General features: G+C 54.8%; 14 protein-coding genes. 2 read left to right on the top strand and 12 right to left on the bottom strand.

Annotated elements, in window-relative coordinates:
- Positions 1-6: 6 nt before the first annotated feature.
- Positions 7-987, bottom strand: a complete 981-nt coding sequence (locus LBW88_RS03730) for a 6-phosphofructokinase (RefSeq protein WP_224928597.1) — start codon at positions 985-987, stop codon at positions 7-9.
- A gap of 435 nt (positions 988-1,422) precedes the next feature.
- Between LBW88_RS03730 and dld the strand changes: the two genes are divergently transcribed.
- Positions 1,423-3,117, top strand: coding sequence for a D-lactate dehydrogenase (gene dld / locus LBW88_RS03725; protein WP_224928601.1), 1,695 nt, complete (start codon positions 1,423-1,425; stop codon positions 3,115-3,117).
- A gap of 101 nt (positions 3,118-3,218) precedes the next feature.
- Here dld and LBW88_RS03720 read toward each other — a convergent pair whose 3' ends face one another.
- The 9 genes from LBW88_RS03720 to LBW88_RS03680 all read right to left on the bottom strand — a co-directional run bounded on the left by LBW88_RS03720 (position 3,219) and on the right by LBW88_RS03680 (position 11,666).
- Entirely contained in the window at positions 3,219-3,803 is a 585-nt protein-coding gene (locus LBW88_RS03720; RefSeq protein WP_224928604.1) for a YceI family protein, read from the bottom strand.
- 136 nt (positions 3,804-3,939) lie between these two features.
- Positions 3,940-6,264, bottom strand: a complete 2,325-nt coding sequence (pqqF, locus tag LBW88_RS03715) for a pyrroloquinoline quinone biosynthesis protein PqqF (RefSeq protein ID WP_224928607.1) — start codon at positions 6,262-6,264, stop codon at positions 3,940-3,942.
- The gene (gene pqqE, locus LBW88_RS03710; protein ID WP_224928610.1) at positions 6,264-7,403 is read right to left on the bottom strand and encodes a pyrroloquinoline quinone biosynthesis protein PqqE; all 1,140 of its coding nucleotides are present in this window, start codon (positions 7,401-7,403) and stop codon (positions 6,264-6,266) included. The genes pqqF and pqqE overlap by 1 nt, the downstream gene beginning before the upstream one ends.
- Complete coding sequence (gene pqqD, locus LBW88_RS03705; RefSeq protein WP_224928612.1) at positions 7,390-7,668, bottom strand: pyrroloquinoline quinone biosynthesis peptide chaperone PqqD; 279 nt, start codon at positions 7,666-7,668, stop codon at positions 7,390-7,392. The genes pqqE and pqqD overlap by 14 nt, the downstream gene beginning before the upstream one ends.
- A 4-nt stretch (positions 7,669-7,672) precedes the next feature.
- A complete protein-coding gene (pqqC, locus tag LBW88_RS03700) occupies positions 7,673-8,428 on the bottom strand; it encodes a pyrroloquinoline-quinone synthase PqqC (RefSeq protein WP_224928615.1) in 756 nt (251 codons plus the stop codon).
- Positions 8,425-9,351, bottom strand: a complete 927-nt coding sequence (gene pqqB, locus LBW88_RS03695) for a pyrroloquinoline quinone biosynthesis protein PqqB (protein WP_224928619.1) — start codon at positions 9,349-9,351, stop codon at positions 8,425-8,427. Before pqqB ends, pqqC begins: the two co-directional genes overlap by 4 nt.
- A 55-nt stretch (positions 9,352-9,406) precedes the next feature.
- Entirely contained in the window at positions 9,407-9,478 is a 72-nt protein-coding gene (gene pqqA / locus LBW88_RS03690; RefSeq protein WP_010617686.1) for a pyrroloquinoline quinone precursor peptide PqqA, read from the bottom strand.
- A gap of 150 nt (positions 9,479-9,628) precedes the next feature.
- A complete protein-coding gene (locus LBW88_RS03685) occupies positions 9,629-10,654 on the bottom strand; it encodes a dipeptidase (protein ID WP_224928622.1) in 1,026 nt (341 codons plus the stop codon).
- Positions 10,655-10,733: 79 nt separating this feature from the next.
- Positions 10,734-11,666: an ABC transporter substrate-binding protein gene (locus LBW88_RS03680; RefSeq protein WP_224928625.1), complete on the bottom strand. Its 933-nt coding sequence runs from the start codon at positions 11,664-11,666 to the stop codon at positions 10,734-10,736.
- A gap of 312 nt (positions 11,667-11,978) precedes the next feature.
- Between LBW88_RS03680 and leuA the strand changes: the two genes are divergently transcribed.
- Complete coding sequence (gene leuA, locus LBW88_RS03675) at positions 11,979-13,664, top strand: 2-isopropylmalate synthase (protein ID WP_224928628.1); 1,686 nt, start codon at positions 11,979-11,981, stop codon at positions 13,662-13,664.
- Here leuA and LBW88_RS03670 read toward each other — a convergent pair.
- Positions 13,615-14,397, bottom strand: a complete 783-nt coding sequence (locus tag LBW88_RS03670) for an AraC family transcriptional regulator (RefSeq protein ID WP_224928631.1) — start codon at positions 14,395-14,397, stop codon at positions 13,615-13,617. The genes leuA and LBW88_RS03670 overlap by 50 nt on opposite strands.
- On the bottom strand, positions 14,398-15,261 hold the full coding sequence (locus LBW88_RS03665; RefSeq protein WP_224928633.1) for an NAD(P)-dependent oxidoreductase: 864 nt from the start codon (positions 15,259-15,261) through the stop codon (positions 14,398-14,400).
- Positions 15,262-15,315: the final 54 nt, after the last annotated feature.

Genomic DNA, 15,315 nt, shown 5'->3' with positions numbered 1-15,315 from the left:
TTTTCCTCACAGAATATGCAGTTGTTTAGCGAGTTTGTAATGATGCCCTTCGGTATCAACCAGGCGTTTTTTCATGCTTATAAGATCAATCGGTATCGGTCGATTACTGCCATTAATAATCACCGCTTTGTTGCGCATCCCCGACTGAATACAGCGCGCAACTTCACTGGCCATAATGGTGCCTTGATAAATCTCTTCACAGGTCGGGTCACCACTACGCAAGCCGTAACCGATGATAGTTTTACGAATACGTACACCAATCAGCGGTTCAATCTGTTTAATTAAGGTATCTATTGCTCCCTGAAAGCCCGGCGAATATTCACGCGTGTAACCTTCAGAGCAGAGAATCACTACGCTGTTCTGCGCGGCAAGGCGCTGTTTGATACGGTCTGCCAGCTCCTGCGGCGGAATCTGACACTCTGGAATCAGTGCGAAGTCAGCATTCGATTTAATCGCCGATTGCAGCGTCAACTCGCCACAATAGCCACCGAGTAGTTCCACCATAAATACGCGACCGGTTAACGCGCGGCCGGTATTTCTTAATTTCGAGACTTCTTTTAATACCTGCTCACAGGCGGTGGAAAAACCAATGGTGTAGTCACTGCCGAAAACGTCATTATCAATGGTCATGCCCACGCCAAAGCAATTCACGCCAAATTCACTCAACGTATGCAGGAATTGTAATGAGCCATCCCCCCCGGCCATGATTAATACATCGATACGCAGCGCCTTGAGGTGTTTAGTGATAATTTCATATTCCGGACGAATTAATTTCCTTGTGGTTCTCCCTGACTGCATAACCGGAATAGAAGTGATGGCATAATCCACTAAATCACGCTGCGATATTTCCTGATGCCGATTTTCCAGCAATCCTGGAATGCCGCCATTAAATAACACCATATTCGCCTGAGTCATGCGTGATAATTGAAACACGAAGTTATTGATTCCGGTTACATCGCCACCGCTGATCACTATGCCAATTCTCATTGTCATCCATCCGTATGCTGTGCGTCTGACATCCATTCTTCCGGTGAACGACTTTTCTATTTGCAATGAAGATCACATTTTCACCATGAATTTATCTGCCCGGATCATTGACACCGTCCCTGAAACTTAATTTTATGTGATATATATCACATTGAATATTTTGACCACTAATCTATAAAGTCATTAAAATCATTCAGTTAAATTTATTTTGCCCTGTAAAATGCACAGGCCGTTTAATCGCTTCGCCAGCTTCATTTCTTTCGATCCGAATTGTGATTGCCCACGCATTTTTATAGGAACGCAGACGTTTCCCCACGAAAGATAAAGGGATAATGATTCAGTGCGTTATTTCTTGATCAGTGCCGATGAATGATTGACGTCACGTTTATCTGGCTGTCCAATATCGCAGCAAATAAATGACGAAGAAGAGAAATTATGACCAACTCGCAGGAGATGTTGCGTCAGCTCGCTGGCATAGTGGGCGACAAACAGGTATTGACCCACGCCGATGACAAAGCCAGGTACACCAAAGGATTTAGAGTGGGCCGAGGCGAAGCGTTGGCGGTGGTGCTGCCGCTAAGCGTGCAGCATCTGTGGCAAACACTAGAAGTCTGCGTGGCACAGGGTGCCATTATTTTGATGCAAGCCTCGAATACCGGCGTGACCGGCGGGTCAACCCCGGATGGCAATGATTACGATCGCGACGTGGTCATCATCAGCACTCGCCTACTTAAGGGTGTACAGGTGATCGATCAGGCGCGCCAGGTGATCGCTTTCCCCGGTACTACTTTGACCGAACTGGAACAGACGCTGCAACCGTTGGGACGCGAACCGCACTCGGTGATTGGTTCCAGCTGCATTGGCGCGTCGGTGGTTGGCGGTATCTGCAATAACTCTGGCGGTTCACTGATTCGCCGGGGCCCTGCATTTACCGAGAAATCACTGTTTGCCCGCATTCATGACGATGGTCGCCTGGAAATGGTGAATCATCTGGGTATCGATTTGGGTGAAACACCCGAAGCGATGCTGAAGAATTTGGTTGCGCAACAGTATCAGACCGGCGATCAACCCGACTGGCAGGGCAAAATCTGGGCCGAAGATTACGCCGATCGCCTGCGAGATGTCACCGCCGACTCCCCTTCACGCTTCAATGGCGATCTGCGTTATCTGCACGACAGTTCCGGCAGCGCAGGCAAGGTGGTGGTATTTGCGGTGCGTTTGCCCACTTTTGAAGCCAGCGCGGGCAGCGATACCTTCTATATTGGCACTCACGATGAACAAGAGTTGGTGGCACTGCGCCGTTTTCTCCTCACCGAGATGAGCGAACTGCCGTTGCAGGCCGAATATATTCATCGCAACGCGTTCGATTTAACCGTGCGCTACGCCAAGCATATGTATCTGGCGATTCGTAAACTCGGCCCGCAGGCTATTCCTAAGATGATGGGAAATAAAGCGAAATGGGATGTGCGTGTCAGTCATCTCCCTTTCCTGCCGCGCAATTTTGTTGATCGGGCACTGCAATGTTTTAACCAGTTAACGCCGAGCTTTATCGCCCCGCGCATCATGGCCTACCGCGATGAGTATCAACACCATCTGATGATCAAGGTCGATGCGCAGCAGACCCGCGAGTTGCAGACGTTGTTGCAACGATTCTTTGCTGATAATAGCGGCGGCTTTTTCCATTGCAACGCACGCGAAGCCGCGGATGCCTTCCTGGTGCGCTTTGGCGTGGGCGGGTGCACCATCTCTTATTGTGATGCGCTAGGTTACAACCCGAATGAGCGTCTGGTGGCGTTTGACGTGGCGCTGCGTCGCAATGACGATGACTGGCGAATCACCCTTCCGGAGCATCTGGCGGCACAGGTACAAGTCGACTCCTGCTGCGGACACTTTTTCTGTTATGTGAATCATCAGGATTATGTGCTGAAGGAAGGGGTGGATGCGAAGGCGTTTAAAGAGGCGGTGAAAGTCTATCTTGAACAGCGCGGTGCGAAATATCCGGCTGAGCATAATGTCGGACATCTCTATCAGGCGTCGTGTGAGCATGTGGCCCACTGGAAGCAGTTGGATCCGACCAATAGCTGCAATCCCGGCGTAGGAAAGACCAGCAAGAAGAAGTATTGGGCGTAAAGGCATAACCGAAAACCGTCTCATCTTCTTCGTGGTTACGCATCCTGCCCTCTGTCCAGAAACAGGATGCGTAACCTAACTTGTCTGGCATGCAGTACGAATTACTTTGCGTACGCCTCGGTGGAAAGGGTCAGCGTCACATCATCGCTTACGGCTGGAACATACTTATCCAGTTTGAAGTCCGAACGTTTGATCACGCCTGTGGCATCAAAACCAATCGCCTGCTTCTTCACCATTGGGTGAATACCCTGCTGATTCAGTGTGGCGTGCAGCGTGATCGGTTTAGTAATGCCTTTCAGTGTCAGATTGCCTTCCACATCAAACTTGTTATCGCCCTTCGCCACCACTTTGGTGCTGTGGAAAACGGCTGAGGGATATTTGGCGGTATTAAAATATTCCGCGCCGAGAAACTCTTTGGTCAGCGCGGGCACATGTGAATCAATCTGTGAAACCGGCAATGTAACATCCACGCGCGACTGCTCTGGATGATCCTTATCAAATACCAGCGTACCTTTGCTGTTGGGGATGTCAGCCGTTGGATGGGAAAAACCGAAGTGCGTCCAGGTCACAATAACCGACGTATGCGCGGGGTCGAGATCATAATGCATCGCCGCAGCCTGCGAAACGGGAGCATACAATGCAGCGGTTGCCAGCAACGGCAGGACCAGGCGGGTAACGTTTTTCACTCAGAGTTCCTTTTAGATCGGGAGAATCTATTGAGTGTCTCGAAATCCCGGGCTGAGGAATAGTGAAGAGATTTGCCCGTGACCTTCAAATATATTCAAAGATATCAGTGGGTAATAATTTACAGTGGTGAAAGTTTTACGGCTTTTCTACCGCGATGAGAATTCGCCAGCGGCGGCGTTCGCGCATTAAGCGAGTATGAAGCTGCTGGATAAGGGGCAACGTCAGGGATGCAACCGCATCACGCGTGAGGTTCGGCAATCCTTGCTGTTGCCGCAGCCCCTGCAGTGCGGCTTCCGCATTATCGCTGGCATCGCACTGCTCGCGCAGCGTGGCTTGCCAGGCCGCTAAAGTTTGCGGCGAGATTGCACCTAATTCTGCCAAGGTCTCACGCAAAAAGCGTTTGCAGTGTCCCAGCAGCGTTTGCCATGGAATCTGTGGCGACTGAAGTGCCAGCATCATCCCATCGACATCCGCCACGCGCTGGTAGCGCGCCGACACCACATAGCCAATCTGCTGATCGACCCGCAGTCGCTGGAAAAAGCGCGGTTCCAGCAGCAACGACAGCGCGCGCAATGCGGCTAAATGCCTGTCATCAGCCAGCGGCAGCGGAATAAACAGCAGCAGTGCCTGATCGCCTCCGGTACAAGGAATCGGCTTAATACCTCGTTGCAAGCGCGGCGGCTGAACACAGTTTGCCAAATCGAGTGCGAAGTCGCTGAGTAAACGCGACACACGCTGATGTAAATGCGTGTGTTTGCCACACCATGCTACCAGCCATTGAGCGTCAATGGTCGGGGCAATCAATTGATTCGGTAAGGCTGCGAGAAGCTGTCGAATCACGATCGTTTGGGCAGGCGGCAGCGGTTTGGGCTGGGGTGTCAGGTTCAATGCCTCAAGTGCGTGATGCACGGCCAGCAAAGCGTGTGACTCACATGCTGGCAGATTCAGCACCAACTGCCAGATACCCTGCCTCTGTTGCCAACTGCCACTTCCTCCAGCATGCCTCAACTCTGCCAGCACTGGACGCAGTCGGATTTGCCGTGCCTGCGCTTCGGCATCACTCAGCGTGTGGTAAAAGGCGGGTCGCAACAGCAAGGTTTCAACCTGCTGTCGGGGCGCGAAACGCGGTAGCGGCATCGCTATCGGCGATAACGGGGGCCATACGGCCAGTTGCGCAGTGGGATAGAAAAAGAGTGCAGCCGTTGGGAATGTGCTCGGGCTTTGCGGCAGCCCTTTTTTGCGCAGCAGCGTGAAACCTTGCGTCTGGACGCTTTCTGGCGAGTCCAGCTGCTGCTGTGTGAGCAAGCGTGAGCAAGGCACCTGTGCCAATGCGGCTATAAAAGCACTGAAACCCTGCGGCACATAATCGGCAGGCGCAAAGCCCAGCGCCCGGCCTCGCAACTGCTCCAGTGGCGATAAACAGGCAAAATCGTGCCGCGCCAGCTGCGCATAATGCTGCTGTTGCTCAGAGGAGCAAAGTTTGATGGCGTCTAAATGTTGCCAGAAGCAGTGTTCAATGTGATGAGCCTGCTCCGCACTGATTTTAAGCCCGCTGAAGCGCAGCGCTAACCAACCGTACTGCGCATCCTGCCACAGCCATTGCCCCTGTAGCGTATCGCACAATCCACCTTCTCTAAGCGCGTTCAGCAGGCTGCCCGGCGCTTCATCTTGCCAGAATACGCTGAGCAAGGTGACGTTGTCACGTAGCGTGTGTTCATCACCCGATAACATCAGCGTTAGCCAGAAGCTTTCATCACCTGATAGCTGCAACATCGCGTCGTCTGGAGGCAGTGTGGGTGTTGGGTTTGCGTGTTTGCTTTTAGCTGAACTGAGCGAAGAAAAATGCTGCGCGAGTTGCGCCAGCTCATCCAGCGATTGCGGGCCCTGTAACCACAACTCCATGGCATTCGCGTGATAAAAACGCTGATGGAAGTCTCGCAACGCAACCTGCAATAACGTGACGTTGTCACCAAAAACCTGCTGATTACCGACGCGAAAACGTTGAAATGCCCCACCCAACACATCCACCAGGGCCGTTTCACAAAGCGTGTCGGCATGATGTTGCAGAAGTTGACATTCCGCATCGATCACCGCCACTTCCTGCTCAATAGCCTGCTGGCTTAACAGCGGCGCGGCGATCATATCGCTCAACCGCTGCACACCTTCAGACAGGTTCGCCGCAGGGAGCTGGAAAAAAAAGGCGCTGTGGCTGAGTTGCGTGGTGGCGTTGACCTGCCCACCGCGCTGTTGCATCCACGGCATCAGGCGCTCGCTCTCTTTAAAACGCTCGCTACCGCAGAACAACAGATGTTCCAGCAAGTGCGCTAAACCCGGCCAGCGGTCGGGTTCATCCAGACTGCCTGCCTGCACGCGGATCAACGCGGCAGCGTCGCGCGCCCCAGCTTGATGATGCAGGTGGCAACGCAGGCCATTGGCTAACACCAGCTGGCGCGAGGTCATCAGGTGACTCGCTGCTTGAAGATCAGCTCGGAGTTGGAGCGATTGCGGAACTGAAGCTGGGCGATTTTGATGTCGCTGCAGGTGGCTTCGCGCCGCGCTTCCAGGATTTTGCCGTGATGCGGTGACTTACTGCACACCGGGTCGGTATTATCCGCATTGCCGGTCAGCATATAGGCCTGGCAACGGCAGCCACCGAAGTCCTTCTCTTTCTCATCACAGGAGCGGCACGGCTCCGGCATCCAGTCATAACCACGATAGCGATTGAAACCAAACGAGTTATACCAGATGTCTTCCAGGCTGTGTTCAAGCACCGACGGGAACTCCACCGGCAACTGACGCGCACTGTGGCACGGTAACGCTGTGCCTTCCGGTGTCACACTCAGGAAGATCGAACCCCAACCGCCCATACAAGGCTTTGGCCGCTCTTCGTAATAATCCGGCGTGACGAACAGCAGATTAGTGAGATTGCCGGTTTCGCTCATGCGCTCACGGTACTCCGCCACCACCGCTTCCGCATGGGCAATCTGCTCACGCGTTGGCAATAAGCCCTGACGGTTAAGGTGCGCCCAGCCATAGAACTGACAGGTCGCCAGCTCCACGTCGTCGGCTTCCAGCTCAATGCACAGGTCGATGATCTTGTCGATTTGATCGATATTGTGGCGATGCAACACGAAGTTCAGCACCATCGGATAACCGTGCGCTTTAACCGCTTTTGCCATCTCCAGTTTCTGCTGGAAAGCTTTTTTCGAACCGGCCAGCGCAGCGTTGAGCGTTTCATCGCTCGCCTGGAAGCTAATCTGGATATGATCGAGCCCGGCATCCGCGAAGGCATCGAGTTTTTTCGCCGTCAGGCCAATACCGGAGGTGATCAGGTTGGTGTAGAAGCCAAGATCGCGCGCTGCCTTGATCAACTCAGGCAGATCTTTACGCGTCAGCGGTTCGCCGCCCGAGAAGCCCATCTGCACGCTGCCCATGGCGCGTGCCTGACGGAACACGTCGATCCACTGCTCAGTGGTCAGCTCTTTCTCCTGTTGCGAGAAGTCGAGCGGGTTTGAACAGTAAGGGCACTGCAGCGGACAGCGATAAGTCAGCTCAGCCAGCAGCCACAGTGGCGGCGTGGCGGTTTTATTCAGGTTCACGACACTGGATCCATTTCTGTTCAACGGCGGATTGCAGGAATTCCTTTACGTCATCATCTACGCCGCCTGCTTCCGGAAAGCGGCTGTTCAAAATAGCGATAATCGCCGCAACATCCTGCTTGCCGGTGACCAGTTCAAGAATAGCCGTGGCGGTCTCATTCAGTTTGGCCATACCTTCTGGATACAGCACCACGTGGCTATCTTGTGCCGCTTCCCACTGCATGCGATAACCACGACGAAAAGCCGGAATCAAATTATCGTTCATCATCTTATACCAGTCTTGTACTGTGCCATGACACCTGATCGGTGACGGTGTGGTAAGGCGGACGTTGAAGCGCATACGCCATGGTCATCGCATCCAGCAGCGTCCAGAGAATGTCGAGTTTGAACTGCAGGATTTCCAGCATACGGTTCTGCTGCTCGGCGGTGGTAAACACCTCCAGTGCCAGTGCCAGGCCGTGTTCCACATCGCGATTCGCCTGGCTCAGACGGCTGCGGAAGTAGAAGTACCCTTCTTCTTTGATCCACGGATAGTGCTGCGGCCAGCTGTCAAGGCGCGACTGGTGGATTTGCGGCGCGAACAGCTCGGTTAGCGAGCTACAGGCCGCTTCCTGCCAGTTGGCACGACGGGCAAAGTTAACGTAGGCATCCACGGCAAAACGCACACCTGGCAGCACCAGTTTTTCTGACAGCAGGACTTCACGATCCAATCCCACCGCTTCACCCAATTGTAGCCAGGCTTCGATACCGCCTTCCTGTCCGTTGCTGCCATCATGGTCGAGAATGCGTTGCACCCATTTGCGACGCGTCGCCGGATCCGGGCAGTTAGACATGATCGCCGCATCTTTCAGCGGGATATTGGTCTGATAGTAAAAACGGTTCGCGACCCAGCCCTGAATCTGTTCACGGGTCGCGTCGCCATTATGCATCGCGATATGGTACGGATGATGAATATGGTAAAACGCGCCTTTGGCACGCAGCGCCTGCTCGAACTCTTGCGGCGATAAGGCTTCGGTAATAATCACGATGCACTCTCCTGCAGATGAATCGCCATCCCGTCCCAGCTCACTTCAATGCCCTGCTGCGCCAGATACTGACGCTGCGGCGACTGCTCGTTGAGAATCGGATTGGTGTTGTTAATGTGAATCAAAATTTTTCGTTGCGCGGGTAGCGCAGCCAGCAGCGCCATCAGGCCGTGCTCTTCTGCCAGCGCCAGATGGCCCATGGCTTTGCCGGTGTTTTTACCGACACCCGTCGCCAACAGTTCGTCGTCCTGCCAGACGGTGCCGTCAATCAACAGGCAATCGGCTTTTTCCAGCCACGGCATGATCACGGCATCGGGTTCACCCAGACCTGGCGCATACAGCAGCGTCTGGCCATTGGCGGTATTTTCAATAAATAACGCGACGTTATGACCCGGCAACGGGCGATCGCGATAAGGCGAATACGGTGGCGCATTGCTGAGAATCGGGATCGCGGTGAACTGCAGGTTACGGCACACATCGACGCGGAACGGTTCGAGTGGCGTAAGACCATGATGCTGCAGCCCGCCATTCCAGTGCTGCAACATGGTGAAAATCGGGAAACCGCTGGTGAGATCGGCATGGACCTCGGGCGTACACCACACCTGATGTGGGCAGCCTTCACGCAGACTGAGCAAACCGGTGGTGTGATCGATCTGACTGTCGGTGAGAATGATGCTGCCAATCGCCGTGCCGCGCAGCACCCCTTTTTTATTCAATGCGGGCGTGTGGGCGATCTGCTGGCTGATATCCGGCGATGCGTTACACAGCACCCAATCTTCGCCGTTGTCACTGACAATGATCGAGGATTGCGTCCGCGCCTGAGCCTGAATCGTACCGTTGCGCAGGCCGCTGCAATTGGCGCAGTTACAGTTCCACTGCGGAAAGCCGCCGCCTGCCGCTGAACCGAGCACTTTAATAAACATGAGAGATGACCAGAAAGAAAAATAAAATGCCCGCACGAACGGCGGGCAGAAAGTCTTAGCGGTTGGAGATGTACAGAGTCACTTCCAGGCCCAGACGCAGGTCAACAAATTCAGGTTTTTTCCACATAACTTTCATCCTCAAATCAAATAACGCAGAGCAGGCTCTGCTGGAAATGCTTGCACCAGTAAACGAATTTTCTGGTAACAAGGCACGACGCGGGCTGATGTTGCGCCAATGTAACGGTCAGATCAACCCCGATTAGGTAAGGGAATTGTGCTAATCCTGCCAAATCTGTTGCAGGACACGCTGCCAGTTACCCCAGGCAAACTGCTCAATCACGGTATGATCATAGTCGAGCGAGTTGAGCAGTGCATACAGACGCGGCAGCCCAGACACATCTTTCAATTCATCTGGCACACTGATGCCGTCAAAATCCGAACCAAATGCTACGTTTTCTGTCCCCATTATTTCAACTAAATGATCCAGATGTTTAACAATTTCGATCAATGGCGTATCAGTATCGCGTTTGCCATCTGGCCGTAAGAAAGCGTTACCAAAATTAATACCCACCACACCGCCGCTATCGCGAATGGCACGCAGTTGATCGTCAGTGAGGTTGCGCGGCTGGGCGCAGAGCACGTGTGCGTTGGAGTGGCTGGCCACCAGCGGTGCGTTTGAGAGCCGAGCGGTATCCCAAAACGCTTTCTCATTCATGTGTGACACGTCGATCATCATGCGATGCCGATTGGCAGCAGCGATCAGCTGCTCTCCTGCAGCAGTCAGGCCTGGCCCGGTATCGGGTGAATGCGGGAAAGCACCGTTTACCCCCTCACCGAAGCGGTTAGGCAGGTTCCAGAAGGGACCGATGCTGCGCACGCCGGCCTGATAAAAGGCATGCAGGTCTTCGCCATCAGCATCGAATCCATCGGCCCCTTCGATATGCGCCACCATCGCAAGCACACCTTCCTGGCGGCAGGCAGCGATATCCGCGGCGGTCAGACACAAACGCGCGCGCCCGGCGGACTGTGCCACCAGCGTTTTCAGGATATCGAGTTGCTGCCTGAGAATTTCCAGCGGCTGCCACGGCTCATTTGCACGTTGTGCTGCCACTTCGTTGATGTAACGCTGCGGCGGGACAAAGAGCGCAAATAGCCCGCCAGCAAATCCGCCTTGCTGCATACGCGGAAAATCCAGATGCCCTTTCTCTATACCGGAAAAAAAGGCGTCAGCGGGATCGTCACGATGATGCAGCCACAGGTTGAGCAGCAGGTCGTTATGGCCATCAAAGGTTTTAAATAACATAGGGAGTTACACAGCGAGACAACATGGGCGCTATGCTACGCGCGCCCTGCTGATTCACCAAACAAAGGGGCACAAAGCGTTAGTTCTGTGCAACCTTTAAGCCATGATAGAAAGTGGATTTAACGTCGAGATGCTGCTTGATCAACCCATATTTTTGATAAAAATCGGCGGTGTCCTGCTGTTGTGCGATGGTGGCGTCATCAATGGCTTGCCAGTGCGACTGGCGTCGTGCAAAGGACTTTGCCGCCGCTTCTTTGGGAAAACCGATGATTTTCGCCAGCGTGGTGGAGTATTCATCAACGTGGCTATTGGCCCAGCGATCCGCTGCCGCCAGACGGTTGACGTAATCCTGCAGCGCCGCGCGTTTGGCCTCATCGTTGAGGGCCGCATCGGTCGCCGCCAGGAAACTGTTACCGCTAGAAAGACCCACGCCGTTGATTAATACGCGGCCTGTATGGGTGACTTCCGCCAGCGCGGTATAAGGATCCCAGGTTGACCAGGCATCTACCGAACCGTTGGCTAATGCGATGCGTGCATCGGCGGGCGTCAGGAAACGGAAGTTGACGTCTTTATCCGTTAAACCGGCCTTTTCCAGTGCTTTCAGCGCTTCAAAATGACCGATAGAGCCCCGCCCGGTGGCAATATTTTTGCCTTTCAGATCGGCCACGGTTTTGATCGCTGAATCCGGGCTCACCAATACCGCTAAGCCTGCGGGTACGGATTTACTCACCGCCACCGCTTTCACCTGCGAACCGGCCGCCAGCGAAAACAGCAGCGGCGCATCACCGATGATACCCGCATCGACGGCTCCCGCATTCAGCGCTTCCGCCAGCGGTGCCGCTGCCGGGAACTCCGCCCATTCGATTTTGTAATTGAGATGATTAAGTTGCTGCGCCGCTTCCATCTCGGCGTGCATATTGCCCTTCTGGTCGGCAATACGTAGCGTGACCGTTTCCGCCGCGGCGGTTCCGCTGGCAAGCATCACAAACAGGGCTAAAGCTGTTCTTTTCATTCTGTTTTCTCTTCTGGTGTAAAACCCCAGACTACCCTGCAGTGCTAAAAGCCCAGATGCTGATTTCGTCTGAGGAATATCATCCTGCGCATAAGCAGTACAACGCTTTTGGTGGTCGATTCTCATCACCCTCCACACTTCCTCGCGTGGGTTGTAAACGGTTAGGTTAAAGAGGGTTCACAGAATGTGGTGCCCGGCTGCTGCGGCAACTTCACAACGATATGTCAGTTATGCAACGCGAGTTGTCAGTTATGCGTGAGCAGCACGCGGCGATGTGGTCCAGACTGAGTACAGACCCATAAGGAGAACCTCATGCTGAAGCACCCTGCAGAAAAATACCGTCCCTACCCGGTGATTGATTTACCCGATCGTCAGTGGCCTTCGCGCCAGCTCACCCAGGCTCCACGCTGGCTATCCACCGATCTGCGTGACGGTAACCAGGCGCTGGCTACGCCCATGGACAGCGCACGCAAGCTGGAATTCTGGCAGCTATTACTGCGCTGCGGTTTCAAAGAGATTGAAGTGGCGTTTCCTGCCGCCTCGCAAACCGATTTCGACTTTGTACGCCTGCTAATTGAGCAGCATCATATTCCGCAGGGTGTGGCGATTCAGGTGCTGACGCAAGCGCGTAGCGACCTGATCGAGCGCACCTTTGAAGCGTTGCGTGGTGCACCGCAGGCGATTATTCACATGTACAACGCCACTGCACCGTTGTTCCGCGAACGCGTATTCCGCCAGAGCAAAGCGGAGATCATTGAGCTGGCCTGCGCCGGGGCACGGCAAATCCGCGCACAGTGTGAAGCACAAAGCGATACCGCCTGGACCTTCCAGTATTCGCCAGAAACGTTCTGCTTTACTGAACCAGAATTTGCGCTGGAGATCTGTGAAGCGGTGGCGGCGATCTGGCAACCGGGTCCAGAGCGCCCGATGATCATCAACTTGCCCGCCACAGTGGAAGTGAATACCCCGAACGTCTATGCAGACCAAATCGAGTATTTCTGCCGCCATTTTAGCCATCGATCGCAGGTGGCGATTTGCGTGCATCCGCATAACGATCGCGGTACTGGCGTGGCCTGCGCCGAGTTGGCGATACTGGCCGGAGCCGATCGCGTTGAAGGCTGCTTGTTTGGTAATGGCGAGCGCACCGGTAATGTCGATATCGTGACGCTGGCGCTGAATTTGTATACCCAGGGCGTGGCCCCGGAACTCAATTTCAGCGATATCCAGCAGGTGCTGGAAGTGGTAACCCGCTGTAACCAGTTGCCGGTTCATCCGCGCCATCCGTATGCCGGAGAACTGGTGTTTACCGCGTTTTCGGGTTCGCATCAGGATGCAATTCGCAAAGGCTTTGCCGAGCGTAATGAACGTCAGGAAGCCGTCTGGCAAATGCCGTATTTGCCGCTCGACCCTATCGACATCGGTTGCAGCTATGAAGCGGTGATTCGCGTCAACAGTCAGTCGGGTAAAGGCGGTGCCGCCTGGCTGCTGGAACAGAACCATGGCCTGCAGTTGCCGCGCGGATTGCAGCAGGATTTCAGCCGCATTGTGCAGCAGCAAACGGATGGTCACGGTCAGGAGATGACACATCACGCGTTGTGGCAGCTGTTCTGCCAGCATTACGGTTTAACGCAACCTGCACGTCGCTTACTTGAAGCGGAAAGCCACAGCGATGAGAAAGGTGAAACGCGTTTTAAAGCGCGAGTGCAGGATGGTGAGAAACCGTTGACGCTGGAGGGCAAAGGGAATGGATTGCTGTCGGCGGCGGTCGCGGCACTGCGACAGCGCTATGATCTGGCCATTAGCATTGAGGATTATCACGAGCATACGTTGGGTAAACGCAGTGACAGCCGCTCCGTCACTTATATCAGCTGCATCAATGCGCGCGGCGAACGTGCGTGGGGCGTGGGCATCGATAATGATGTAGCACGTGCCTCGTTACAGGCATTGCTCAACGCTGCCCACGCTTTTCTGCCGCAGGAAAGTAATTCGCCGGCGTAACACCGAGCACACGGCGAAACATCGCACTGAAGGCGCTCGGGCTGTCATAGCCCAGTTCGAGCGCCACCGTTAACACCGTTTCACCCTGTGCCAGCCGTGCCAACGCCACGCTGAGGCGCGCGCGGCGCACCCAGTCGCTGAACTGCAAGCCGGTTTCGCGGTTGAAATGACGTGCCAGCGTGCGTTCAGCGACACAGAGTTCGCTGGCCGCTCTCGCGAGTGTCCAGCTTTCTCCCGGCTGCTGGTGGATCTGCTGGCACAGTGCGCGCAGCCGTTCACTCTCCGGCCACGGCAGGCCAAACGGCAATACATCCATCACGCGGATTTCATCGAGAATCAATTCGTAGATGCGTTCGGCACGACTGCCAGAGGCGTATTGATCCGGCAATGCCAGCGCACTGACGATCAGCTCCCGCAGCAGCGGGGAAATCTGCACTACCTGACAGCTGGCAGGCAGATCGGCTCGCGCCAGCGGATCGACAAACAGTGTGCGTGCCGCCACCGATCCCACAATATGCAGCGCGTGCCCGGTACCCGCCGGTAACCAGACGCCACGACTTGGCGGCACAATCCAGCTTCCCTGCCGGGTCTCGACTTTCACCACGCCGCTTAAGGTATGGATCAACTGCGCGCAATCATGGTGATGCCACGACTCCGCCTCACCATGCGCATAATCGTGCGCATATGGCACCAGCGGGCGATGGGTAAAATCGAAGTTGAGCCGTGGACTCATTTAACGTTTCAGGTACTGGTAGACCGCCGCCAGGTCTTGCTCGCCGTAACCGGCATCCACCGCCTGCTGCCACACATCGACGATATTCTCCAGCGCGGGCAGTTTGGTCTCTCCAGCTGCATCCAGCGCCAGCCTGGCGTCTTTGAGCGCCCAAATCAGATGCATCTGCGGGGTGTAATCGCCACTGGCCATCATGCCGAGCTTCATTTTGGCGTAAGGTGCCGCCAGCGGTCCGCCCTCCAGCACTTTCCACAGATCGTCGGTACTGAATCCAAACTGCTCCGCCAGGCGTGTACTCTCGGCCAGACTTTGCATCAGGCCAATCAGCCAGCTGTTTACCACCAGCTTCATGCGCGAACTGGCGCCCGCTTCACCCAGCCACTGTGTGCCTTTACCAATCGCAGCAAACACCTGCTCTGCTGCCTGCGCTTTGCTTTGATCGCCGCTGGCCATCACCAGGATTTGAGCGTTTTCGGCAGGCGTTTTGGTGCCGGATACCGGGGCATCAATAAAGAGCACATCCGGACGTGAGTGCTGCAATTCAGCAATCAGTGCATCAGTCGCCTCCACGCCAATGGTGCCCATCTGGCAGACGGTCGCGCCCTGCTTTAATACATCGCTCGCGTCAGCCAATGTCTGGCGCGTGGTGTCGCCGTCAGAGAGCATGGCGATCACCACGTCTGCGCCTTCAACGGCCTGCGCTGCGCTGTCAGCCAGTTGCAAACCGGCATCCAGCAGATCTTCACCCTTCGCACGTGTGCGGTTCCAGCCACGCACCACGAATCCTTTTTTCAGTAAGTTGGCGGCAAATGCATGCCCCATTGCGCCTAAACCTAATACCGCGACAACCGGTTGCTGACTCATCTTCACTCCCTTATGTGCTTGCAGACAAAACCGCCAGACTGACAGAAATTCCTG

It is taken from the genome of Pantoea sp. alder81, from assembly GCF_020179835.1.
Classification (GTDB): domain Bacteria; phylum Pseudomonadota; class Gammaproteobacteria; order Enterobacterales; family Enterobacteriaceae; genus Pantoea.
This window is presented reverse-complemented; position numbering and strand designations above follow the sequence as displayed.

Coding starts and splice junctions, on each gene's coding strand:
- LBW88_RS03730 (WP_224928597.1), bottom strand. CDS start 987: ATGAGAATTGGCATAGTGATCAGCGGTGGCGATGTAACCGGAATCAAT.
- dld (WP_224928601.1), top strand. CDS start 1,423: ATGACCAACTCGCAGGAGATGTTGCGTCAGCTCGCTGGCATAGTGGGC.
- pqqF (WP_224928607.1), bottom strand. CDS start 6,264: ATGACCTCGCGCCAGCTGGTGTTAGCCAATGGCCTGCGTTGCCACCTG.
- pqqD (WP_224928612.1), bottom strand. CDS start 7,668: ATGAACGATAATTTGATTCCGGCTTTTCGTCGTGGTTATCGCATGCAG.
- pqqB (WP_224928619.1), bottom strand. CDS start 9,351: ATGTTTATTAAAGTGCTCGGTTCAGCGGCAGGCGGCGGCTTTCCGCAG.
- LBW88_RS03685 (WP_224928622.1), bottom strand. CDS start 10,654: ATGTTATTTAAAACCTTTGATGGCCATAACGACCTGCTGCTCAACCTG.
- LBW88_RS03680 (WP_224928625.1), bottom strand. CDS start 11,666: ATGAAAAGAACAGCTTTAGCCCTGTTTGTGATGCTTGCCAGCGGAACC.
- leuA (WP_224928628.1), top strand. CDS start 11,979: ATGCTGAAGCACCCTGCAGAAAAATACCGTCCCTACCCGGTGATTGAT.
- LBW88_RS03670 (WP_224928631.1), bottom strand. CDS start 14,397: ATGAGTCCACGGCTCAACTTCGATTTTACCCATCGCCCGCTGGTGCCA.
- LBW88_RS03665 (WP_224928633.1), bottom strand. CDS start 15,261: ATGAGTCAGCAACCGGTTGTCGCGGTATTAGGTTTAGGCGCAATGGGG.